Source organism: Microbispora hainanensis (assembly GCF_036186745.1).
Taxonomy (GTDB): Bacteria; Actinomycetota; Actinomycetes; order Streptosporangiales; family Streptosporangiaceae; genus Microbispora.
Genome location: NZ_CP108086.1, coordinates 5883804 through 5910004, shown reverse-complemented (window position 1 = coordinate 5910004; position 26201 = coordinate 5883804). Strand labels below are relative to the sequence as shown.

Here is a 26201-nt window from a genome sequence, read left to right as displayed (position 1 = left end):
TCCAGAACACTGCCGCGCTGAGGGGCGCTCACGCGCCTCCGTGCCACCCCGGTTCCGTACCGGAAAGAGCCGGGCGGGTCAGAGCGGGATGTTGTTGTGCGCTCCCCGCGTGGCCGGCGCCGCGGCGAGGGCCTCGGCGAGCCGCCGCCGGGTCGTCCGCGGGTCGATCACCTCGTCCACGACCTGGAGGTCGAGCGCCCGGCGGACGCCGCCCGACAGCTCCTCGTGTTCCCGCACCAGGTCGGCGCGCAGCCGCTCCCTGTCCTCCGCGGAGGCGGCCGCGGCGAGGCGCCGGCGGTGCAGGATCTCCACTGCCGCCTCGGCCCCCATGACCGCCACCTCCGCGCCCGGCCAGGCGAAGACGGCGGTCGCCCCGAGCGAGCGGGAGTTCATGGCGATGTAGGCGCCGCCGTAGGACTTGCGGACGACCACCGTCGCCCGCGGCACGGTCGCCTCGGCGAAGGCGTGCAGCAGCTTCGCCCCCCGGCGGACCACGCCGCCCCACTCCTGGTCGACTCCCGGGAGGTAGCCGGGAACGTCCGCCAGCACGACCAGTGGAACGCCGTGGGCATCACACATACGGACGAACCGGGCGGCCTTCTCCGCCGACAGGGCGTCGAGGCAGCCGCCCTTGCGGAGCGGGTTGTTCGCCACGACGCCGACCGTGTGCCCGGCGAGGCGGCCGAGCCCGACGACGATGTTCGGCGCCCAGCGGGCCTGGATCTCCACGAACGCGGCACCGTCCTCGCCGTGGTCGAGCAGCGCGCGGATCACCGGGCGGATGTCGTACGCGCGGCGCGCCGACTCGGGGAGCAGGGCGGCCGGGTCGCGGTCGTCGGTCAGGCCGTCCAGGGCGTACCCGCCGATGTCGGCCAGCAGGCCGGTGAGGGTGCGGGTGCGGCGGTAGGCGTCGTCCTCGTCCCCGGCGACCACGTGCACCACGCCGGAGCGGCGGCCGTGCGCGTCGGCGCCGCCGAGCCCCTCCATGTCGATCTCCTCGCCCGTCACGCTGCGGACCACGTCGGGGCCGGTGACGAACACCCGGCCCAGGTCGGACATGACGATCAGGTCGGTGAGGGCCGGTCCGTACGCCGCCGCGCCCGCCGCCGGGCCCACGATGACGGAAATCTGCGGCACCCGGCCCGAGGCGCGGATGTTCGCCTCGAAGACCAGTCCGGCGCCGTGCATCGACTCCACGCCGTCGGCGAGACGGGCCCCGCCGCAGTGCCACACGCCGATCACCGGCACCCGGCGCCGCAGCGCCTCGTCCACGGCGGCGACGATGTGCCGGGCCCCGGCCAGCCCCAGCGCCCCGCCCATGACCGTCGCGTCGGTGCAGAAGGCGACCACCGGGGAGCCGTGGACGCGCCCGGTGACCGCGAGCACGCCGCTGCCGTCCTCCGCGTGCAGCGGCGTCATCGAGTCCCCGTCGAGCAGGCGGCCGAGCCGGGCCACGGGTTTGCGGACGTCGCGGCTCTCCTGCGCCGCCACCGCCTCGGCAACGGTCATGGATCTACCCCCATCGATGTGCGTGCGCTCGCGTTTCCCCGGAAACGGTAGGCGGGCCGCACCATCGGGGTCCAATTACGATTTCCGATGGAAATATATAAAGAAATCATTATGAATGAGCCGATATGCCGTGATGGGCGTCACAGTTGACTATCGCACGAAATTCGTGCAAATGTCGATCAGGTTGGCTGGGCCGGAGCCACGAGCTCCGGACGGGAAGCGCGGGTACGGCGAAAACCGCGCCGCCGCTGCTCAGCGCTCTCCGGAAAGGCCTCCCGCGGGCGGACCGGGCTGTTTCCTTTTCCGTTTCGGCCGTGGAATAGGGACAGCCCGGGCCGTACCACCTTCCACGGTGAGGGAAAGCGGCGAATGCGGCCGGACCGGTCGCGCGTTCACGCGAGCGAGCAGGCGCGAGACCTGAAGCGGCGAAAACGACGACAGGCACGACGAGAAGCACGGGCACGACGCGAGGGGACGGATGTTCACCATGGACGAGGCGGTCGGCTACGGCGAGAACGCGGTCGCGGTGGTCGGGCTCGCCTGCCGGCTGCCGGGAGCGCCGCACCCGCGAGACCTGTGGGACCTGCTGCGCGCCGGGCGCGACGCGGTCGGCCCGCCCCCGGAGAGCCGCGTGGCGGGCGAGCCCCGGCTCGCCGGCCTGCGAGGCGGGTTCCTGGACCGGGTCGACGAGTTCGACGCGGGGTTCTTCGGCGTCTCGCCGAAGGAGGCGGCGGCGATGGACCCCCAGCAGCGGCTGACGCTGGAGCTCGCCTGGGAGGCGCTAGAGGACGCCGGCATCCGGCCCGGCGATCTCGGGGGCATGCCGGCGAGCGTGGTCATCGGGGCGATGGCCGCCGACTACGCCACGCTCGTCTACCAGCAGGGAGAGGCGGCCATCACCCGCCACACGCTCGCCGGGCTCACCCGCGGCATCCTGGCCAACCGCGTCTCGTACGCGCTGGACCTGCGCGGGCCGAGCTTGACCGTCGACACCGCGCAGTCGTCCGCCCTGGTGGCGGTCCATCTGGCCTGTGAGAGCCTGCGCTCGGGTGAGGCGGCCGTCGCGCTCGCGGGCGGGGTGAACCTCAACCTCGTCCCGGAGAGCACGGCGACCGCCGGGCGGTTCGGCGGCCTGTCCCCCGACGGGCGGTGCTTCACCTTCGACGCCCGGGCCAACGGCTACGCGCGCGGGGAGGGCGGCGGGATCGTCGTGCTGAAGCCGCTGCGGCAGGCACTGGCCGACGAGGACCACGTCTACGCCGTCATCCTGGGCAGCGCGGTCAACAACGACGGCGCGACCCCCGGCCTCACCGTCCCCGACGCCGCCGCCCAGGAGCGGGTCGTACGACTGGCCGTGGAAAGGGCGGGCGTCGATCCTGCCGCCGTACAGGTCGTCGAGCTGCACGGCACCGGCACCAGGGTCGGCGACCCGATCGAGGCGGCGGCCCTCGGCGCCGCGCTCGGCGCGGCCCGGCCCGCGACGCGGCCGCTCCTGGTCGGGTCGGCGAAGACGAACGTCGGCCACCTGGAGGGAGCTGCCGGGATCGTCGGGCTGCTCAAGGCCGTGCTCAGCATCCACCACCGGGAGGTTCCGGCCAGCCTGAACTACGAGACGCCGAACCCCGGCATCGACCTCGACGCCCTCAACCTGCGGGTCGCCACCGAGCTCTCCCCCTGGCCGCGCCCGGACGCGCCGCTGGTCGCCGGGGTCAGCTCCTTTGGAGTGGGCGGAGCGAACTGCCACGTCGTCCTCGCCGAGCCGCCGCCGCGGCCCGCGGCCTCCGGGCCGGGAGCGCCGGCTCGGGACGAGATCGCCACCGATGCCGGGCCGGCCCGGGAAGGCGAGGATGCCGGCCCCGGCGGGAGCACCCCGGAGGTCGTCCCTCTCGTTCTGTCGGCGCGCGACCCGGCGGCGCTGCGCGAGCAGGCCGCCCGGCTGAGCGGCTCGGCCGCACTCGACGCCGACCTGTCCGACGTCGCGCTGTCGCTGGCCACCGGTCGCACCGCGTTCGAACACCGGGCGGTCGCGGTGGGCACGGACCACCAGGACGTGCGGAAACGGCTACGCGCGTTCGGCGCGGGCGACCTGGCGTCCGGGGTGGTGCAGGGCAGGGCGCGCGACCTCGGCGGCACCGTGCTGGTCTTCCCCGGTCAGGGCAGCCAGTGGGCAGGCATGAGCAGGGACCTGGCCGACGCCTCTCCTGTCTTCGCCCGGCATCTGGCCGAGGTCTCCGAGGCCCTCCAGCCCCACGTGGACTGGTCGCCCCGGGACGTGCTGTGGGATCTGCCGGGCGCGGCGTCGTTCGAGCGGGTGGACGTCGTGCAGCCCGCGTTGTTCGCCGTCATGGTGGCACTGGCCCGGCTGTGGGAGCACTTCGGCGTCCGTCCCGACGCGGTCATCGGCCACTCCCAAGGGGAGATCGCCGCCGCGCACGTCGCGGGCGCCCTGTCGCTGGAGGACGCCGCCGCGATCGTGGTCCTGCGCAGTCAGGCGCTCGCCGCGATATCGGGCCGCGGCGGGATGGCCTCGGTCCCGCTGCCGCGTCCCGTGGTCGAGGCGCGGGTGGCCGAATGGGCGGGACGCCTGGAGATCGGCGCCGTCAACGGCCCCTCGGTCACGGTCGTCTCCGGTGACGCGGACGCGCTGGACGAGCTGATCGCCCGATACGAGGCCGAGGGCGTCGCGGTGCGGCGGGTGCGGATCGACTACGCCTCCCATTCGGCGCACGCCGAGGCCGTACGGGACCGGCTGCTGGCCTGTCTGCCGGGGCACCCGGCCCGGCAGAGCGGCGTTGCCTTCTACTCCGGGCTGACCGGCGGGCGGCTCGACACCGCGGAGCTGAACGCGGACTACTGGTATCGCAACCTGCGCCACACCGTGCGGTTCGACGAGGCCGTCGCGGCCGCGCTGGGTGACGGGCACACGGTGTTCGTGGAGGCCAGCCCCCACCCGATCCTGGTTCCGGGAGTCCGGGAGATTCTGGACGCCACCGACGCCGCGCCGGGCCTCGGACGGGTGGTCACCGGAACGCTCCGCCGCGGCAGGGGGGACCTGGGCGAATTCCTCCGGGCGCTCGGCACGCTCCACGTCAACGGCGCGCACGTCGACTGGAGCCGTGCCGTACGGCCGGGCGCGCGGCGCGTGCCGCTGCCCACCTATCCCTTCCAGCGTCGCCGGCACTGGATCGACACCGTCGCCGCGCCGGCGAACCCGGACGCGCGGCCGGCACCGGCCGATCCCGTGCCGGGAGAAAGCCGGCAGGAGACACGCAGCAGACAGGAGACACAGAGCCGGCAGGAGGCGTCCCGGGATCCGGAGGTCGCGAGGAGCGAGCAGGCGTCGCTCGATCTCGTGCTTTCCGCCACGGCGGCCGTCCTGGGGCACGCGGACGCGCGGAGCGTCCCACCGGACCTCTGCTTCAAGGACCTGGGGCTCGACTCGCTGGGCGTGGTGGAGCTGCGGGACGCCCTGGCCACGGCCACCGGCCTGACGGTTCCCGCGACCGTCACCTTCGAGCACCCTTCGCCCCTCGCGCTGGCCCGCCACCTGCTCGCCCTGTCCGGCGGCGGGACGACCGCTCCCTCGGCGCCTCCCGCACCGGCGTCCGGGGAGGGGACGGCCGACGAGCCGATCGCGGTGGTCGCCATGGCCGGGCGATACCCGGGCGCCGACAGCCCTGAGAGGCTCTGGGACCTCGTCCTCGACGGCGCCGACGCCGTCACCGCCTTCCCCGCCAACCGGGGCTGGGACGTGGAGGCGCTGCACGATCCCGCCGCGACGCGGCCGGGCACCTCCGTGACCGGTGAGGGCGGCTTCCTGCACGACGCCGACCGCTTCGACGCGGAGTTCTTCGGCATCAGTCCCCGCGAGGCGGCGGCCATGGACCCCCAGCAGCGTCTCCTGCTGGAGGTGGCGTGGGAGGCCTTCGAACGGGCCGGTGTCGTGCCGCGGTCGCTGGCCGGGACCCGCACCGGCGTGTTCGTCGGCATGATGCCCCAGGACTACGGCCCCCGGTTGCACGAGGCGGCCGGAGGATCCGAGGGCTACGCCCTCACGGGCATGGCGACCAGCGTCGCCTCCGGGCGGATCGCCTACACCTTCGGGCTCGAAGGGCCTGCAGTGACGGTGGACACGGCCTGCTCGTCGTCGCTGGTCGCGTTGCACCTGGCCGTACGGTCGCTGCGGTCGGGCGAGTCGGACCTCGCCCTGGCCGGCGGGGTGACGGTGATGTCGTCACCCGGCATGTTCACCGAGTTCTCCCGGCAGGGCGGGCTCGCTCCCGATGGGCGGTGCAAGGCGTTCTCCTCCTCCGCGGACGGCACCGGCTGGGCCGAGGGCGTCGGCCTGCTACTGGTCGAACGCCTGTCGGACGCACACAAAAACGGCCACCCGGTGCTGGCCGTCATCCGCGGCACCGCCGTCAACCAGGACGGCGCCTCCAACGGCCTCACCGCGCCCAACGGGCTGTCGCAGCAGCGGGTGATCCGCCAGGCCCTGAAGGACGCCGGGCTCGGTCCTTCGGATGTGGACGCGCTGGAGGCGCACGGGACGGGCACGAGGCTCGGCGACCCCGTCGAGGCGCAGGCGCTGCTGGCGACGTACGGCCAGGACCGGCCCGCCGACCGGCCGCTGTGGCTCGGCTCGCTGAAGTCGAACATCGGCCACACCCAGGCCGCCGCGGGCGTCGCCGGCGTCATGAAAATGGTGCTGGCCATGCGGCACGGCGTGTTGCCGAAGACGCTGCACGCCGACGAGGCGTCCCCGTACGTCGACTGGTCCGCGGGCCTAGCGCTGCTGACGGAGCCCGTGCCCTGGCCGGAGACCGGCCGCCCGAGACGTGCGGGCGTTTCGTCGTTCGGGATCAGCGGCACCAACGCCCACGTCATCCTCGAACAAGCACCCGAGCGGGACGACACCCCGCAGGCGTCTCACGCCGTCTCGCCGAACGGTTCCCTGAAAGCGTCCGCTGCCCAGAACGATGGTCACTCCCTCGCCGCCGCATCCGACGGTCGTCGAGAAGGACCGGCCACACGGGGTTCGGTCCCGGTGGTGCCGTGGGTGATCTCAGCACGATCCCAGCAGGCGCTGCACGCCCAGGCCGCCCGGCTCGCCGATCATCTGGACCACCACCCCGACCTCGACCCGGCCGACGTCGGCCACTCCCTGGCCACCACCCGCACCCACTTCGACCACCGCGCCGTCATCATCGGAACCACCCGCCACGAACTCCTGGAACGCACCCGCGCCCTCGCCGACGGAAACACCGGCGGCATCGTGACCGGGATCGCCCGCCCCGGCGGACTCGCCTTCGTCTTCACCGGCCAGGGCAGCCAACACACCGGCATGGGACGCGGCCTGTACGCCACCTACCCCGCCTTCGCCACCACCCTCGACCACACCATCGAATTACTCGACCAGCACCTCGCCGGACACGCACCCGTACCACTACGCGAAGTACTGCTCGGCGACACCGACCCCACCCTGCTCGACCAGACCCTCTACACCCAGCCCGCGCTGTTCGCCCTGCAAACCGCCCTCACCCACCTGCTGGCCACCTGGGGCATCACCCCCACCGCCGTCGCCGGACACTCCATCGGCGCCATCGCCGCCGCCCACACCGCCGGCATCCTCACCCTCCCCCACGCCGCCGCCCTCGTCGCCACCCGCGCCCGCCTCATGCACACCCTCCCCCCCGGCGGCGCCATGACCGCCATCAACGCACCCGCAGACCACATCACCCCCCAACTCGCCCCTCACCACAACACCGTCACCATCGCCGCACTCAACACCCCCACCTCCACCGTCATCTCCGGCGACACCCACACCATCACCCACCTCACCCAGCACTTCCGCGACCACGGCTACAAAGTCCGCCCCCTGACCGTCAGCCACGCCTTCCACTCCCCCCACATGAACCCCATCCTGGAGGAGTTCGAACACGCCGTCGCCGAGCTGTCCCTCACCCCGCCCACGGGACCGGTCATCCCCTTCGTCTCCGACCTCACCGGCCAGATCGCCACCCCAACCGACCTGACCGACCCCTCCTACTGGACCCGCCACCTGCGCAACCCCGTCCGCTTCACCGACGCCACCACCACCCTGCACGACAACGGCATCACCACCTTCATCGAAATCGGGCCCGACGGCGTCCTCAGCGGGCTCATCCGCGAAACCCTCGACCACGAACCAGACCTGATCGCCGTCCCCGTCCTACGCCGCGACCACCCCGAACCCCACACCGCCGTCACCGCCGCCGCCCACGCCCACACCCACGGCACCCCCGTCGACTGGACCCCCCTCCACCGCCACGCCACCACCATCGACCTGCCCACCTACGCCTTCCAGCGGCGCAGGCACTGGGTGAGCCCGCCGAAGTCCGGCCAGGCCGGGCCCTACGACGACGGAAAGGCGCGTTTCTGGGACATCGTCAGCCGCGGCGACCTCGACGCTCTGGTCGGCACCCTGGGTGCCGAAGCCGAGCGCGTACGGCAGTCGCTCGGGGAGGCCCTGCCGGTCCTGGCCTCATGGCATGCCGTTCGGGACGCGCGGACCACGCTGGATTCGTGGCGCTACCGCGTCGCCTGGCGGCCGGTGGAGGAGCCCGCGCTCCGGTCCGGGGGCCGCTGGCTGCTGGTCCGTACACCGTGGGAGACGGCCGCGGCCTGGGCGAAGGCCCTGCGACACGTGCTGGAGGAGCGCGGCGCCGAGGTGGCGGAGGCCGTCGTCGGCGGGACGGCCGACCAGGATTCCCTGGTGGCGTCGCTCACCTCCGTGCGGACCGGTGAGCGATTCACCGGTGTCGTGTCCCTGCTCGGCCTGGACGGCACCCCCTACGAGGGTCAGGACATCGCTCTGCTGCAGGCGTTGGACGCGGCGGCGGTCGACGGCCCGCTCTGGCTCACGACGAGCGGCGCGGTCGCGGCGGCGCCGTCCGACCGGGTGCCGGACCCCGCCGGGGGGCTCGCGTGGGGCCTGGGCGGAGTGATCGCCGCCGAGAGGCCCGAGCGGTGGGCCGGGATCGTGGACCTTCCGCCCCTGCACGAGTCGCCGCACGGGTCGCCGCCTGATGGGCGGAGCGTCGCGTACGCCGTGACCGCGCTGACCGGACGGCACGGCGAGTCGGAACTCGCGGTGCGCGCCTCGGGACTTCTCGCGCGCCGGCTGGTTCCCGCGCCGAGCCGGGAGGCCACGCCTGCGGAGTGGACACCGGCGGGGACCGTGCTCATCACGGGCGGCACGGGCGCGCTCGGTGCTCATGTGGCCCGGCGGCTGGCCCGGCGCGGGGTCCCGCACCTGTTGCTGGTCAGCCGGCGGGGGCTCGACGCTCCCGGGGCGGAGGACCTGCGTGCCGAGCTCACCGGGCTGGGCACCCGGGTGACGGTCGCCGCGTGCGACGTCTCCGACCGGGACGCTCTCGCCGCCGTGCTCGCGGCCGTGCCGCCGGAGCATCCGCTGACCGCCGTGGTCCACACCGCCGCCGTACTGGACGACGGCCTGCTCGGCTCGCTCACGCCGGAGCGGCTGACCGCCGTGAACCGGGTGAAGGTGGGCGGCGCGCTCGCCCTGCACGAGCTGACCCGGGAGCTTCCCCTGACGGCGTTCGTGCTGTTCTCGTCGGTCACCGGGCTGATCGGCAATCCCGGCCAGGGCAACTACGCGCCGGGCAACGCCTTCCTTGACGCCCTCGCCGAGCATCGCCGGTCGCTCGGCCTGCCCGCCACCTCCATCGCCTGGGGGCACTGGGACGGCGAGGGCATCGCCGGCGAGGAGGCCCGGGAGGGGCTGCGGCGAAGCGGATTCCCGCCCATGGCCCCCGATCTCGCGGTGTCGGCGCTGGAAGAGGCGGTGGCCGGCGGAGAGACCCGGCTGGTCGTCGCCCGCGCGGACTGGGCGACGGTGCACGCCGTACGGCCTCACCCGCTGCTCGCCGAGCTGCCCGAGGCCCATGCGGCGGCGCCCGGCGCGGCGGAGACCTCCGGCGGCGAGCCGGACCTCCCCGCGCGGCTCGCGGCCCTGCCGGAGCCCGAGCGACGGCCGACGCTGCGCGCGCTGGTCCGCGCGGAGATCGCCGACGTGCTCGGATACGGCTCGGCGGCCGAAGTGGACGACGACCGGGGCTTCCGCGACCAGGGGTTCACCTCACTGTCGGCCGTCGAACTGCGCAACCGCCTCACCCGGCTGACCGGAACGCCGCTTCCGAGCACGCTCGTGTTCGACTACCCGACGCCCGCCGGGCTCGTGGACCACCTGCTCCACGTGCTGCTGCCCGATCCCGAGCCGCCCGTCGCCGCCGTGCTCGCAAAGCTCGGTGAGCTGGAGACGCTGATCGGTGAGCTGGAGACGCTGCTCGGCGAGACGCTTTCATCGTCAGATCGGGAGGCCGCGGCGAACCGGATGCGGCGCCTCGCGGAGCTTCTCGGGGAGACCCGGCCCGGCGAGCGCCCCGCGGCGGCCGCCGACCTGTCCTCGGCCTCCGACGACGAGCTCATCGACTTCATCAGCAACGAGCTCGGCATCTCCTGACCTGTTCCCTTTGCCCCACCCTGGCCCATGGAAGGCGGACCTGTGAGCGACGACCAGATCCGGCGTCTCCTCCGACGCGTGACGGAGGAACTGCACAAGACGCGCGAAGAACTGCGGGACGTCCGGGACGAGCAACGGGAGCCGATCGCGATCGTGGGGATGGGCTGCCGTCTGCCCGGCGGGGTGGCCTCCCCCGAGGACCTGTGGGACCTGGTCGCCGAGGGCCACGACGCCGTCACCGAGTTCCCCACCGACCGCGGCTGGGACCTCGACGCCCTGTACGACCCCGACCCCGACCACCCCGGCACCTCCTACACCCGCCACGGCGGCTTCCTCGACGACATCGCCGGATTCGACGCCGACTTCTTCGGCATCTCCCGCCGCGAAGCCCTCGCCAGCGACCCCCAGCAACGCCTCCTCCTCGAAGTCGCCTGGGAAACCTTCGAACGCGCCGGCATCGACCCCACCACCCTCAAAGGCAGCCGCACGGGCGTCTTCACCGGGACCAACGGTCAGGACTACGCGAAGTCGTCGGGCCCCGCGCCGGAGGAAGTCGAGGGCTACCTGATCACGGGCACCGCGGCCAGCGTGTTGTCGGGGCGCATCGCCTACACCTTCGGGCTCGAAGGGCCTGCGGTGACGGTGGACACGGCTTGCTCGTCGTCGCTGGTCGCGTTGCACCTGGCCGTACGGTCGCTGCGGTCGGGCGAGTCGGACCTCGCCCTGGCCGGCGGGGTGACGCTCATGACGTCGCCGGGGACGTTCGTCGAGTTTTCGCGGCAGCGGGGGCTCGCGCCGGACGGGCGGTGCAAGGCGTTCTCCTCGTCGGCCGACGGCACCGGCTGGGCCGAGGGCGTCGGCCTGCTGCTGGTCGAACGCCTGTCGGACGCACACAAAAACGGCCACCCGGTGCTGGCCGTCATCCGCGGCACCGCCATCAACCAAGACGGCGCCTCCAACGGCCTGACCGCCCCCAACGGCCCCTCACAACAACGCGTCATCACCCACGCCCTCGACAACGCCGGACTCGGCCCCCTCGACGTCGACGCCGTCGAAGCCCACGGCACCGGCACCACCCTCGGCGACCCCATCGAAGCCCAAGCCCTCCTGGCCACCTACGGACAAGGCCGCCCCACCGACCAGCCCCTATGGCTCGGCTCCCTCAAATCCAACATCGGCCACGCACAAGCCGCCGCCGGCGTCGCCGGCATCATCAAAACCGTCCAAGCCATCCGCAACAAGCACCTCCCCCAAACCCTCCACATCGACCAGCCCACCCCCCACGTCGACTGGACCACCGGCACCATCCAACTCCTCACCGAACCACGCCCCTGGCCCGAAACCGGCCACCCCCGCCGCGCCGCCGTCTCCGCCTTCGGCGTCAGCGGCACCAACGCCCACGTCATCCTCGAACAAGCACCCGAGCGGGACGACACCCCGCAGGCGTCTCACGCCGTCTCGCCGAACGGTTCCCTGAAAGCGTCCGCTGCCCAGAACGATGGTCACTCCCTCGCCGCCGCATCCGACGGTCGTCGGGAAGGACCGGCCACACGGGGTTCGGTCCCGGTGGTGCCGTGGGTGATCTCAGCACGATCCCAGCAGGCGCTGCACGCCCAGGCCGCCCGGCTCGCCGATCATCTGGACCACCACCCCGACCTCGACCCGGCCGACGTCGGCCACTCCCTGGCCACCACCCGCACCCACTTCGACCACCGCGCCGTCATCATCGGAACCACCCGCCACGAACTCCTGGAACGCACCCGCGCCCTCGCCGACGGAAACACCGGCGGCATCGTGACCGGGATCGCCCGCCCCGGCGGACTCGCCTTCGTCTTCACCGGCCAGGGCAGCCAACACACCGGCATGGGACGCGGCCTGTACGCCACCTACCCCGCCTTCGCCACCACCCTCGACCACACCATCGAGCTACTCGACCAGCACCTCGCCGGACACGCACCCGTACCACTACGCGAAGTACTGCTCGGCGACACCGACCCCACCCTGCTCGACCAGACCCTCTACACCCAGCCCGCGCTGTTCGCCCTGCAAACCGCCCTCACCCACCTGCTGGCCACCTGGGGCATCACCCCCACCGCCGTCGCCGGACACTCCATCGGCGCCATCGCCGCCGCCCACACCGCCGGCATCCTCACCCTCCCCCACGCCGCCGCCCTCGTCGCCACCCGCGCCCGCCTCATGCACACCCTCCCCCCCGGCGGCGCCATGACCGCCATCAACGCACCCGCAGACCACATCACCCCCCAACTCACCCCTCACCACAACACCGTCACCATCGCCGCACTCAACACCCCCACCTCCACCGTCATCTCCGGCGACACCCACACCATCACCCACCTCACCCAGCACTTCCGCGACCACGGCTACAAAGTCCGCCCCCTGACCGTCAGCCACGCCTTCCACTCCCCCCACATGAACCCCATCCTGGAACAGTTCCAGCAGGCGATCAGCGACCTGACCTACACACCCCCCACCATCCCCTTCATCTCCGACCTCACCGGACAACCCGCCGGCTCAGAAATCGACGCCGCCTACTGGACCCGCCACCTGCGCAACCCCGTCCGCTTCACCGACGCCACCACCACCCTGCACGACAACGGCATCACCACCTTCATCGAAATCGGCCCCGACGGCGTCCTCAGCGGGCTCATCCGCGAAACCCTCGACCACGAACCAGACCTGATCGCCGTCCCCGTCCTACGCCGCGACCACCCCGAACCCCACACCGCCGTCACCGCCGCCGCCCACGCCCACACCCACGGCACCCCCGTCGACTGGACCCCCCTCCACCGCCACGCCACCACCATCGACCTGCCCACCTACGCCTTCCAACACGAACACCTCTGGCTCACCCCACCCACCACACACACCGACCCCGCACACCTGGGCCTCACCACCACCGCCCACCCCCTCCTCGGCGCCGCCCTCACCCTCGCCCACGACCACACCACCGTCTACACCGGCACCCTCTCCCTCACCACCCACCCCTGGCTCGCCCACCACACCGTCTTCACCACCCCCATCCTCCCCGGCACCGCCTACCTCGACCTCGCCCTCCACGCCGCCGACCACACCGGCCACACCACCATCGACGAACTCCTCCTCCACGCCCCACTCGTCCTGCCCGAGAACGGCGGCGTGCAGGTGCAGATCATCGTCACCGGCTCCGACCGGTCCACCGCGGAGATCTACTCCCGGCCCGACGGCGACACCGGAGACTGGACCCGCAACGCCACCGCTCTACTGGCCAAGGACGATGCCGGGCCCGGCTTCGACCTCACCGCATGGCCTCCGGCGGACGCGGAGCGGATTGGCCTCGGCACCGCGTACGACCGCCTGACCGAGGCGGGGCTGCACTACGGTCCGGTGTTCCGGGGACTGCGCGCCGCCTGGCGGCGCGGCGACGAACTGTTCGCCGAGGTCTCCCTACCCGAAAGCGAACGGGCCGGCGTGGCGGACTTCGGCGTGCACCCCGCTTTGCTGGACGCGGCACTGCACGGGGCCGCGCTGCACTGGCTGGACGGCACACCGAGCGGCCACAGCAACCTGCCGTTCGCCTGGAACGGCGTCCGCCTGCACGCCACCGGCGCCACCGACCTGCGGGTACGCGTCAAGCTGGGCGACTCCGGATCGCTGTCACTTGAGGCCGCCGACCCCACCGGCGCGCCGGTCGTCTCTATCGGCCGGCTGCAGGTGCGTCCCGTGGCGGCCGACCAGTTGTACGCCGGGTCGGCGAAACAAGACGGGCTCTACCGGGTGGAGTGGTCACCGCTGGATCCCGTGCCGGCCCCGCGCGAGGCATGGGCGGTGCTCGGCGACCGCCCGCTCTACGACACACTGCGCCAAACCGTCACCGCCTCCTTCTACGAAGACCTGACCACCCTCACCGACGCCATCACCGCCCCCGACACCGCCCCCGACACCGCCGCCGGCAACGCCGCCGATCCAGTCCCCGACCTCATCGTCCTGCCGATCCCCACCCACAGCCCCAACACACACAACACCAGCCCCACCAGCGTGGAAGAAGGCGCGACCACGCACGACAGCCCGGTGGAGACAGCGCACGCGGTGCTCGAACACACCCTGCACACCCTGCAGACCTACCTGACCGACGACCGCCTCGCCGACACCCGCCTGCTCCTGCTCACCCACCACGCCGTCGCCGTCAACAACAACGACCCCATCGACCTGACCACCGCCCCCCTCTGGGGCCTCATCCGCACCGCACAAACCGAACACCCCGGCCGCATCCACCTCATCGACCACGACACCCACCCCAACTCCCTCACCACCCTCCCCCAAGCCACCGCCACCGCCCACCACCACAACGAACCCCACACCGCACTCCGCACCGGAACCCACCTCACCCCACGCCTCACCCCCCACACCCCCCAACCCACCCACACCACCCACACCACCCAACCCACCGAACCCGCCCACCCCCACACCTGGGACCCCAACGGCACCGTCCTGATCACCGGCGGCCTAACCGGCATCGGCGCCCTCCTCGCCCACCACCTCGCCACCCACCACCACATCCGCCACCTCCACCTCGCCGGACGACGCGGCCACAACACCCCCGGCGCCGACCAACTCCTCACCGACCTCACCACCGCCGGCGCCCACGTCACCATCACCGCCACCGACATCACCGACCCCCACGCCGTCCACACCCTCATCAACTCCATCCCCCACGACCACCCCCTCACCGCCGTCATCCACGCCGCCGGCATCACCCACGACACCCCCCTGGCCACCCTCACCCCCCACCACCTCCACCCCGTCCTCGCCCCCAAAATCGACGGCGCCTACCACCTCCACCACCACACCCGCCACCACAACCTCGCCGCCTTCATCCTCTTCTCCTCCATCAGCGGCCTCCTCGGCGGCGCCGCCCAAGCCAACTACGCCGCCGCCAACACCTTCCACGACGCCCTCGCCCACCACCGCCACACCACCGGCCTCCCCGCCACCAGCCTCGCCTGGGGACTATGGGCCCACACCAGCACCCTCACCACCAACCTCAGCCAGATCGACCGGAAACGGCTGGCCAGGCTCGGCCTGCATCCGCTCGCCACCGCGCACGCACTGGCCCTGTTCGACGCGGCCGTCTTCGGGCCGGCCGGCCAGCCGCCCGTGCTCGTGCCTGCGCGGTTGAACACGGCGACCGAGACGCCCCCGCCACTGCTGCGCCGCCTGATCTCCCCCCGCCGACCGGCCGCACGAGCCGCCCGGACCACCCAGGCGACCGGTCAGGACACCTCACTGCCCGCCCGGCTCGCCGGGCTCGCTCCCGAGCAGCGCGGCACGGTTCTGCTCGACCTGGTCCGCGCCGAAGTCGCCACCGTCCTCACCCACCCCGACCCCACCGCCATCCCCGCCGACCGACCCCTCATCGAACTCGGCCTCGACTCCCTCACCGCCGTCGAACTCCGCAACCGCCTCACCACCACAACCACCCTCCGCCTCCCCGCCACCCTCACCTTCGACCACCCCACCCCCCGCGCCATCGCCGATCTGCTGGACGGCCTGCTCGGAGGCGTCCGTACGGAGAAGGCACCCGTACGGGCCGAAACGGCGGCGATCGGGGCCCTGGCCGACGACCCGGTCGTCATCGTCGGCATGGCCTGCCGGCTTCCCGGCGGCGTCGAATCGCCCGAGGCGCTCTGGCGACTCGTGGAGAGCGGCGGCGACGCGGTGTCGGAGTTCCCCACCGACCGGGGCTGGGACCTCGAAGGGCTCTACGACCCCGATCCCGACCATCCCGGCACCTCATACACCCGGCACGGCGGGTTCCTGCGGGACGTCGCCGACTTCGACGCCGCCTTCTTCGGCATCTCGCCCCGGGAGGCACTCGCGATGGACCCGCAGCAGCGGCTGCTGCTCGAAGTGGCGTGGGAGGCGTTCGAACGGGCGGGGATCGACCCACAGCGGCTCAAGGGCAGCCGCACCGGGGTCTTCGCGGGTGTGATGTACCACGACTACGCGCCCCGGCTGCAGGAGGTCCCCGGCGACCTGGAGGGATATCTCATCAACGGCAGCGCGGGCAGCGTCGCTTCGGGACGCGTGGCGTACACCTTCGGTTTCGAGGGCCCCGCGGTGACGGTGGACACGGCCTGCTCGTCCTCGCTTGTCGCCCTGCACCTGGCCGCCCAGTCGCTGCGTACGGGCGAGTCGGACCTCGCGCTCGCGGGCGGCGTCGCGGTGATGTCGTCGCCCGCCACGTTCGTCGAGTACTCGCGGCAGCGGGCCCTGTCGGCGGACGGGCGGTGCAAGGCGTTCTCCTCCTCCGCGGACGGCACCGGCTGGGGAGAAGGCGTGAGCCTGCTGCTCCTCGAACGGCTGTCGGACGCGCGCAGGAACGGGCACCCGGTGCTCGCGGTCGTCCGCGGCTCGGCCGTCAACCAGGACGGGGCCTCCAACGGTCTCACCGCCCCGAGCGGGCCGTCCCAGCAGCGGGTCATCCGGCAGGCGCTCGCCAACGCCGGGCTGGCCGCGTCGGAGGTGGACGCGGTCGAGGCGCACGGCACGGGCACGACGCTCGGCGACCCCATCGAGGCGCATGCGCTGCTGGCGACGTACGGCCAGGACCGGCCCGCCGACCGGCCGCTGTGGCTCGGCTCGCTGAAGTCGAACATCGCGCACACCCAGGCCGCCGCGGGCGGCGCCGGGGTGATCAAGATGGTCATGGCGATGCGCGGCGGCGTGCTGCCGAAGACGCTGCACATCGACGAGCCGAGCCCGCACGTGGACTGGTCGAGCGGCGCCGTACGCCTGCTCGGCGAGACTCGCCCCTGGCCGGAGACCGGCCGCCCCCGGCGGGCGGCGGTCTCGTCGTTCGGGGTCAGCGGTACGAACGCGCATGTGATCCTGGAGCAGCCCCCGGCCGCCGAGGAGCCGGCCAGGAAGGCGCCCGCGCCCCCGCCCGCCGTGCCGTGGGTGCTGTCCGGGCACCTGCCCGAGGCGCTGCGTGGCCAGGCCGTCGGCCTCGCGACGTACCTGGACGGCCGTGCGGACCTCGATCCCGTCGACGTCGCGCACTCTCTCGTCTCGGCCAGGGCGCTGTTCGCCGAGCGCGCCGTCGTGGTCGCGCCGAGCAGCGCCGAGTTGTCCGCCGATCTGTCCGCCGGGCTGGCCGCGCTCACCCGCGACGGCGCCCTGCCCGACCACGTCGTACGCGGCACGGCCGACGTGACCGGCAAGGTCGTGTTCGTCTTCCCCGGGCAGGGCGGGCAGTGGCCCGGCATGGCAGCCGGGCTGCTGGAGACGGCGCCGGTGTTCGCGAAGCGGCTCACCGAGTGCGGGCGGGCGCTGGCCGAGTTCGTGGACTGGTCGCTGCTCGACGTGGTGCGGGGCGTCCCCGGCGCGCCGGGGCTCGACCGGGTCGACGTGGTCCAGCCGGTGCTGTGGGCCGTCATGGTCTCGCTCGCCGAGCTGTGGCAGTCGTACGGCGTGCGTCCCGACGCCGTGGTCGGCCACTCGCAGGGAGAAATCGCCGCGGCGGTGGTGGCGGGGGGCCTGTCGCTCCGCGATGCCGCCCGCGTGGTGGCCCTGCGCAGTCAGGCCATCCGTACCCTGTCGGGCGACGGCGGGATGGCGTCGGTCGCCCTGCCCCTGGAGGAGGCCGAGGCCCGGATCGCGGCCTGGGACGGGCGGCTGTCGGTCGGGGTGGTCAACGGGCCGGGCAGCGTGGTCGTGTCGGGCGAAGCGGGCGCCCTGACGGAGCTGCTGGCCGCGCTCGACGCCGAGGGGGTGCGCAACCGGCGGATCTCGGTCGACTACGCGTCGCACTCCGCCCGGGTGGAGCTGATCGAGGAAGAGATCGTCAAGGCGCTGTCCCCCGTCGCTCCCCGGGAGCTGACCGTGCCGATGCTGTCGACCGTCACCGGTGACTGGGTCGGCCCCGAGGAGCTCGACGCGGAGTACTGGTACGCCAACCTGCGCCGGCCGGTGCGGTTCGAGGCCGCCACCCGGGCGCTGGCGGCCGGTGGCCACAGCGCGTTCGTCGAGATCAGCCCGCACCCGGTGCTCACGTCGAGCATCGAGGACACCCTCGACGCCGCGGGCGTCGCACCGGCGCTGGTCACCGGCACGCTGCGGCGCGACCAGGGCGGGCCGGAACGGTTCCTCGTCTCGCTCGCCGAGGCGTTCGTGCGGGGCGTTCCGGTCGACTGGAGCGTCGCCCTCGCCGGGTCGGAACCGCGCCGCGCCGACCTGCCCACCTACGCCTTCCAGCGCACCCGCTACTGGCTCGACGCCTCCCGTACGTCCGGGGTGGGCGGCTCGGTGGAGGACGCCGCCCCCGGTGCGCCGTCGCCCGCGCGGCGGTTCGCCGGACTCGACCCGGCACAGCGCCGCGAGGCCGTGCTCGATCTCGTCCGTACGGAGGTCGCCGCGGTGCTGCGGCACTCCGACGGCGAGGCGGTCGCGCCGGCCAGGGCGTTCAAGGAGCTGGGTCTCGACTCGCTGACCGCCGTCGACCTGCGCAACCGGCTCCGGGCGGCGACCGGGCTGCCCCTGCCGACCACGTTGATCTTCGACTACCCCTCGCCCACCGCGGTGGCCGAGCACATCCTGACGGCTTTGGGCGACGCCGAGACGGACGGCGAGGACAAGCCGGCGGACGATCCGCTGACCGCGCTGCGGCGGCTGGAAGCGAGCCTGCTCGCCGAACCGGACGAGCGCGGCGAGGTCGTCTCCCGGCTCCGCGCGCTGCTGGCGCGCTTCGACACGGCCGCCGAGGACGACGACCCGGACGCCGAACTCGACCTCGACTCCGCCACCGACGACGAACTCTTCGACCTCCTGGACAGGGGCTGATTCCTGATGGCGAACGACGAAAAGCTGCGCGAATATCTCAAGCGTTCGATCGCGGAGACCAAGCAGGCCGAGCGGCGGCTACGGCAGATCGAGGCGAAGTCGCGCGAGCCGATCGCGATCGTGGGGATGGGCTGCCGTCTGCCCGGCGGGGTGGCCTCCCCCGAGGACCTGTGGGACCTGGTCGCCGAGGGCCGCGACGCCGTCACCGAGTTCCCCACCGACCGCGGCTGGGACCTCGACGCCCTGTACGACCCAGACCCCGACCACCCTGGCACCTCCTACACCCGCCACGGCGGCTTCCTCGACGACATCGCCGGATTCGACGCCGACTTCTTCGGCATCTCCCGCCGCGAAGCCCTCGCCAGCGACCCCCAGCAACGCCTCCTCCTCGAAGTCGCCTGGGAAACCTTCGAACGCGCCGGCATCGACCCCACCACCCTCAAAGGCAGCCGCACGGCGGTGTACGCGGGGGTGGCCGACCGCACGTACGGCTCCCGGCTGCCGCAGGTGCCCGACGAGCTGGAGGGATACCTGGCCATCGGCAACCTGGGCAGCGTGCTGTCGGGGCGCATCGCCTACACCTTCGGGTTCGAGGGCCCGGCCGTGACCGTTGACACCGCCTGCTCGTCGTCGCTGGTCGCGCTGCACCTGGCCGTCCAGGCGCTGCGTACGGGGGAATGCGACCTCGCGCTCGCGGGTGGCGTCACGGTGATGGCCAGCCCGATCGGCTTCACGGAGTTCTCGCGGCAGCGGGGGCTCGCGCCGGACGGGCGGTGCAAGGCGTTCTCCTCGTCGGCCGACGGCACCGGCTGGGCCGAGGGCGTCGGCCTGCTACTGGTCGAACGCCTGTCGGACGCACGCAAAAACGGCCACCGCGTGCTGGCCGTCATCCGCGGCACCGCCATCAACCAAGACGGCGCCTCCAACGGCCTGACCGCCCCCAACGGCCCCTCACAACAACGCGTCATCACCCACGCCCTCGACAACGCCGGACTCGGCCCCCTCGACGTCGACGCCGTCGAAGCCCACGGCACCGGCACCACCCTCGGCGACCCCATCGAAGCCCAAGCCCTCCTGGCCACCTACGGACAAGGCCGCCCCACCGACCAGCCCCTATGGCTCGGCTCCCTCAAATCCAACATCGGCCACGCACAAGCCGCCGCCGGCGTCGCCGGCATCATCAAAACCGTCCAAGCCATCCGCAACAAACACCTCCCCCAAACCCTCCACATCGACCAGCCCACCCCCCACGTCGACTGGACCACCGGCACCATCCAACTCCTCACCGAACCACGCCCCTGGCCCGAAACCGGCCACCCCCGCCGCGCCGCCGTCTCCGCCTTCGGCGTCAGCGGCACCAACGCCCACGTCATCCTCGAACAAGCACCAGACCAGGACGACACGGCATCCGGCACGACCCCCACACCGCGGGCATCGCTTACCGTGACATCGGACGCGGATCGTGCGGTTCCGGTGGTGCCGTGGGTGATCTCAGCACGATCCCAGCAGGCGCTGCACGCCCAGGCCGCCCGGCTCGCCGATCATCTGGACCACCACCCCGACCTCGACCCGGCCGACGTCGGCCACTCCCTGGCCACCACCCGCACCCACTTCGACCACCGCGCCGTCATCATCGGAACCACCCGCCACGAACTCCTGGAACGCACCCGCGCCCTCGCCGACGGAAACACCGGCGGCATCGTGACCGGAATCGCCCGCCCCGGCGGACTCGCCTTCGTCTTCACCGGCCAGGGCAGCCAACACACCGGCATGGGACGCGGCCTGTACGCCACCTACCCCGCCTTCGCCACCACCCTCGACCACACCATCGAGCTACTCGACCAGCACCTCGCCGGACACGCACCCGTACCACTACGCGAAGTACTGCTCGGCGACACCGACCCCACCCTGCTCGACCAGACCCTCTACACCCAGCCCGCGCTGTTCGCCCTGCAAACCGCCCTCACCCACCTGCTGGCCACCTGGGGCATCACCCCCACCGCCGTCGCCGGACACTCCATCGGCGCCATCGCCGCCGCCCACACCGCCGGCATCCTCACCCTCCCCCACGCCGCCGCCCTCGTCGCCACCCGCGCCCGCCTCATGCACACCCTCCCCCCCGGCGGCGCCATGACCGCCATCAACGCACCCGCAGACCACATCACCCCCCAACTCGCCCCTCACCACAACACCGTCACCATCGCCGCACTCAACACCCCCACCTCCACCGTCATCTCCGGCGACACCCACACCATCACCCACCTCACCCAGCACTTCCGCGACCACGGCTACAAAGTCCGCCCCCTGACCGTCAGCCACGCCTTCCACTCCCCCCACATGAACCCCATCCTGGAACAGTTCCAGCAGGCGATCAGCGACCTGACCTACACACCCCCCACCATCCCCTTCATCTCCGACCTCACCGGACAACCCGCCGGCTCAGAAATCGACGCCGCCTACTGGACCCGCCACCTGCGCAACCCCGTCCGCTTCACCGACGCCACCACCACCCTGCACGACAACGGCATCACCACCTTCATCGAAATCGGCCCCGACGGCGTCCTCAGCGGGCTCATCCGCGAAACCCTCGACCACGAACCAGACCTGATCGCCGTCCCCGTCCTACGCCGCGACCACCCCGAACCCCACACCGCCGTCACCGCCGCCGCCCACGCCCACACCCACGGCACCCCCGTCGACTGGACCCCCCTCCACCGCCACGCCACCACCATCGACCTGCCCACCTACGCCTTCCAACACGAACACCTCTGGCTCACCCCACCCACCACACACACCGACCCCGCACACCTGGGCCTCACCACCACCGCCCACCCCCTCCTCGGCGCCGCCCTCACCCTCGCCCACGACCACACCACCGTCTACACCGGCACCCTCTCCCTCACCACCCACCCCTGGCTCGCCCACCACACCGTCTTCACCACCCCCATCCTCCCCGGCACCGCCTACCTCGACCTCGCCCTCCACGCCGCCGACCACACCGGCCACACCACCATCGACGAACTCCTCCTCCACGCCCCACTCGTCCTGCAACCCGGCCGTACGGTCCGGGTCCAGGTGATCGTGAACGGCGCGGACACCGACGGGCAGGCGACGCTCGACGTGTACTCCCGCCCCGAGGGAGAGCACGGTGAGTGGACCCACCACGCCACCGCCGTACTGGCCAAGGACGATGCCGAGCCCGGCTTCGACCTCACCGCGTGGCCTCCGGCGGACGCGACCCCTGTAGACGTGGCAGGCGTGTACGAGACTCTGACCACGGCGGGGCTGGACTACGGTCCGGTGTTCCGGGGACTGCGCGCCGCCTGGCGGCGCGGCGACGAACTGTTCGCCGAGGTCTCCCTACCCGAAAGCGAACGGGCCGGCGTGGCGGACTTCGGCGTGCACCCGGCGTTGTTCGACGCGGCCGTCCACCTGCCCGCCTGGGCGGGGCTTGCCGAGGTGCCGGAGGGACAGAACCGGTTGCCGTTCGCCTGGAACGGCGTCCGCCTGCACGCCACCGGCGCCACCGACCTGCGGGTACGCGTCAAGCTGGGCGACTCCGGATCGCTGTCGCTCCAGGCCGCCGACCCCACCGGCGCGCCGGTCGCCTCGATCGACACCCTTACCGCCAGGCTGGTCTCCGCCGAGCAGCTCAAGGTCTCCGGATCGGCTGAGGAGAACACCCTGTTCCGGGTGGAGTGGTCACCGCTGGATCCCGTGCCGGCCCCGCGCGAGGCATGGGCGGTGCTCGGCGACCGCCCGCTCTACGACACACTGCGCCAAACCGTCACCGCCTCCTTCTACGAAGACCTGACCACCCTCACCGACGCCATCACCGCCCCCGACAACGCCCCCGACAACGCCCCCGGCAACGCCGCCGATCCAGTCCCCGACCTCATCGTCCTGCCGATCCCCACCCACAGCCCCAACACACAAAACACCAGCGCGACCACGCACGACAACCCGGTAGAGACAGCGCACGCGGTGCTCGAACACACCCTGCACACCCTGCAGACCTACCTGACCGACGACCGCCTCGCCGACACCCGCCTGCTCCTGCTCACCCACCACGCCGTCGCCGTCAACAACAACGACCCCATCGACCTGACCACCGCCCCCCTCTGGGGCCTCATCCGCACCGCACAAACCGAACACCCCGGCCGCATCCACCTCATCGACCACGACACCCACCCCAACTCCCTCACCACCCTCCCCCAAGCCACCGCCACCGCCCACCACCACAACGAACCCCACACCGCACTCCGCACCGGAACCCACCTCACCCCACGCCTCACCCCCCACACCCCCCAACCCACCCACACCACCCACACCACCCAACCCACCGAACCCGCCCACCCCCACACCTGGGACCCCAACGGCACCGTCCTGATCACCGGCGGCCTAACCGGCATCGGCGCCCTCCTCGCCCACCACCTCGCCACCCACCACCACATCCGCCACCTCCACCTCGCCGGACGACGCGGCCACAACACCCCCGGCGCCGACCAACTCCTCACCGACCTCACCACCGCCGGCGCCCACGTCACCATCACCGCCACCGACATCACCGACCCCCACGCCGTCCACACCCTCATCAACTCCATCCCCCACGACCACCCCCTCACCGCCGTCATCCACGCCGCCGGCATCACCCACGACACCCCCCTGGCCACCCTCACCCCCCACCACCTCCACCCCGTCCTCGCCCCCAAAATCGACGGCGCCTACCACCTCCACCACCACACCCGCCACCACAACCTCGCCGCCTTCATCCTCTTCTCCTCCATCAGCGGCCTCCTCGGCGGCGCCGCCCAAGCCAACTACGCCGCCGCCAACACCTTCCACGACGCCCTCGCCCACCACCGCCACACCACCGGCCTCCCCGCCACCAGCCTCGCCTGGGGACTATGGGCCCACACCAGCACCCTCACCACCAACCTGACCTCGGTGGACCACGCGCGGATCAAGCGGACCGGGCTCAGCCCGCTCAGCGCCGCGCACGCACTCGCCCTGTTCGACGCCGTCGCCTTCCGCGACCCGGGCGTGCCCCTGGTCGTCCCTGCCGCCCTCACGGCCACGGCCGAGACGCCGCCGCCGCTGCTGCGCGGGCTCGTACGGCAGGCCCGCCCCGCCCTACGCGGCGCGGCGGCCGGGGGACCATCCCTCGCCGCCCGGCTGAACGGACTGACTCCGGACCAGCGGACCGAGGCCCTGCTCGACCTGGTCCGCACCGAAGTCGCCACCGTCCTCACCCACCCCGACCCCACCGCCATCCCCGCCGACCGACCCCTCATCGAACTCGGCCTCGACTCCCTCACCGCCGTCGAACTCCGCAACCGCCTCACCACCACAACCACCCTCCGCCTCCCCGCCACCCTCACCTTCGACCACCCCACCCCCCGCGCCATCGCGGCGTACCTCGACCGGGAGCTGCCCGGCCTGGCGAGCGGCCCGGCCGGACCGGCCCGCCGTACGGACGCGGGGTCCGGCGGTGGTCTGGCCGCCCTGCACCGGCGGATGCACGAGACGGGCAAGCACGACGAGGCAGCACAACTGCTGGTGGCGGCGTCGCACGCGCGGAGCCACTTCGGTGCGCAGGACCGGGACCGGTACGCGCTGCCGCCGGTGAGGCTGGCGACGGGACCCGGCCGGGTCTCCGTGGTCTGCTTCCCCGCGCTCAGCGCGATCTCCGGGCCGCACGAGTACTCCCGGTTCGGCCAGGCCTTCCGCGACGACCGGAACGTGTACGTGGTGCCGTCCCCGGGATTCACCGACGGGGAGGACGACGCGCTGCCCGACTCGCTGGAGACGCTGATCCAGATGAACGTCGAGGGCCTGCGCGAATGCGTGGGCGACGAGCCGTTCGTCGTCGTGGGCCGCTCCATGGGCGGCTGTGTGGCGCACGCCGTCACGGTGGCCCTGGAGGAGCAGGGCCTGCGGCCGGCCGGGCTGGCGCTGATCGACAGCTACCCGATCGACGCCTCCGCCCAGGACGGCATGGGCTGGTGGCAGGGCGCGATGATCGGCGGCATGCTCGAACGCATCGACCGGTTCGACATGACGCTCCACGACACGAGGCTGACGACGATGGGCGTCTACAACCGGTTGTTCATCGGCTGGCAGCCGAAGCCGGTGGACGCCCCGATCCTGCTGCTGCGTGCCGTCGAGCCGCTGCGCGGTACCACGATCGAGGCGGACGACCCGGCCCGCTGGAAGGCGTACTGGCCGGTGCCGCACGATGCCGTCGACATCCCCGGCGATCATTTCACCACGCTGGAGGAGCACGCGGGCACGACCGCGGAGGCGATCCGCGCCTGGATCGGCACGCTCAGAATCGAGGAGCCCGCGGCGTGACACGGCCTGCGGCCGTCGTCACCGGTGCGGCGGCGGCCATCGGGCGGGCGGTCGCGGAGCTGTTCGCCGAGCGCGGCTACGGCGTGGTCGCGGTCGACCTCGCCGAGCCGCCGCCGGCCGACCTCGCGCGGACCCCCGGGATCGTGCCGCCGGCCGGGGATGTGGCGGAGGAGGCCGTCAACGAGGCGGCCGTCCGCCTCACGCTCGATCGCTTCGGGAGCCTCGGCACAGTGGTGCTCAACGCGGGCATCGGCGGCACGCCTCCGCTGGAGGCTCCCGGCGCGGTGGAGCGGTTCGACCGCATGGTCGCGGTCAACCTGCGCGGCCCGGGGCGGCGGCGCGATCGTGCTGACCGCGTCGGTGTCGGGGCTGGCCGGCGACCCGGGCGTCTGGGCCTACAACGCGACGTAACGCGCCATATTCGTCATCGCTGAATCACCGATCGGCCCGGGGTCCACGCGAACAGGAGGCGGTCGTGTCCGGCTTGGACGCGTTCCCCGCCCGCGGGAAGGGAAGCGCCCGCGACCCACTTCCGGCTTCAGCCGATGAGCTGCTGCACGATGCCCAGCCGGTCGGGGAGCACCTCGTACTCGACGATCCGCCCGTCGCGGAACCGGATCGTGCTGATGCTCTGGCCGGTGAAGCGGCGTCCGCTCGGCGGGGCGCCGAACACCTCGCCGCGCTGGACCCCCTCGATGGTCCAGTAGACGACGACCCGGTCGCCCTCGGCGACGGTGTCCGTCACGGTCGCGGTCACGCCCTCGACCGCCGAGCGCAGCCAGGTGATGTGCTGGACGAATCCGGCACGCCCCAGGTCGCCCCCGGCGGGCCCGGCCGCGTCCGACGCGTCGTCGGCGACGATCTCGTCGAGGACATCGAGACGGCCCTGCGAGACGACCTCCTCGTAGAAGCGTCTGGCCACCGCGCGGTTGATCTCCGTGGTGCTCGTCTCCGTCGTGCTCATGAGTGGTCTCCT

At 72.6% G+C, this 26201-nt stretch carries 5 protein-coding genes and 1 pseudogene; 4 read left to right on the top strand and 2 right to left on the bottom strand.

Translation table 11 applies throughout. The annotated features are described in order from the left end of the window. Nucleotides 1-78 precede the first annotated feature (78 nt). Nucleotides 79-1509 carry an acyl-CoA carboxylase subunit beta gene (locus tag OHB01_RS27305; protein ID WP_142648844.1) on the bottom strand — a complete coding sequence of 477 codons (1431 nt, stop codon included), beginning with the start codon at nt 1507-1509 and terminating at the stop codon, nt 79-81. Between the two features lie 487 nt (nt 1510-1996). Here OHB01_RS27305 and OHB01_RS27300 point away from each other — a divergent pair, with 487 nt between their 5' ends. From OHB01_RS27300 to OHB01_RS27285, 4 genes and pseudogenes are all read left to right on the top strand, one after another. Next, nucleotides 1997-10033, top strand: coding sequence for a type I polyketide synthase (locus OHB01_RS27300; protein ID WP_328854156.1), 8037 nt, complete (start codon nt 1997-1999; stop codon nt 10031-10033). A 138-nt stretch (nt 10034-10171) separates the two neighbouring features. Beyond that, nucleotides 10172-18871: pseudogene (locus OHB01_RS27295) on the top strand (type I polyketide synthase); the annotation flags it as partial. A 6-nt stretch (nt 18872-18877) separates the two neighbouring features. Then, nucleotides 18878-25225: a type I polyketide synthase gene (locus tag OHB01_RS27290; RefSeq protein ID WP_328854154.1), complete on the top strand. Its 6348-nt coding sequence runs from the start codon at nt 18878-18880 to the stop codon at nt 25223-25225. Continuing rightward, nucleotides 25222-25659, top strand: coding sequence for an SDR family NAD(P)-dependent oxidoreductase (locus tag OHB01_RS27285; RefSeq protein ID WP_328854153.1), 438 nt, complete (start codon nt 25222-25224; stop codon nt 25657-25659). Before OHB01_RS27290 ends, OHB01_RS27285 begins: the two co-directional genes overlap by 4 nt. Before the next feature lie 104 nt (nt 25660-25763). On the opposite strand, the gene OHB01_RS27280 is transcribed toward OHB01_RS27285, so the two are convergent. Continuing rightward, nucleotides 25764-26189, bottom strand: a complete 426-nt coding sequence (locus OHB01_RS27280; RefSeq protein WP_142652528.1) for an ester cyclase — start codon at nt 26187-26189, stop codon at nt 25764-25766. Between the last annotated feature and the right edge of the window lie 12 nt (nt 26190-26201).

Excerpts from the sequence above, each read along its gene's own strand:
- OHB01_RS27300 (WP_328854156.1), top strand. The coding sequence starts at position 1,997 with ATGGACGAGGCGGTCGGCTACGGCGAGAACGCGGTCGCGGTGGTCGGG.
- OHB01_RS27290 (WP_328854154.1), top strand. The coding sequence starts at position 18,878 with ATGGCGAACGACGAAAAGCTGCGCGAATATCTCAAGCGTTCGATCGCG.
- OHB01_RS27280 (WP_142652528.1), bottom strand. The coding sequence starts at position 26,189 with ATGAGCACGACGGAGACGAGCACCACGGAGATCAACCGCGCGGTGGCC.
- OHB01_RS27305 (WP_142648844.1), bottom strand. The coding sequence starts at position 1,509 with ATGACCGTTGCCGAGGCGGTGGCGGCGCAGGAGAGCCGCGACGTCCGC.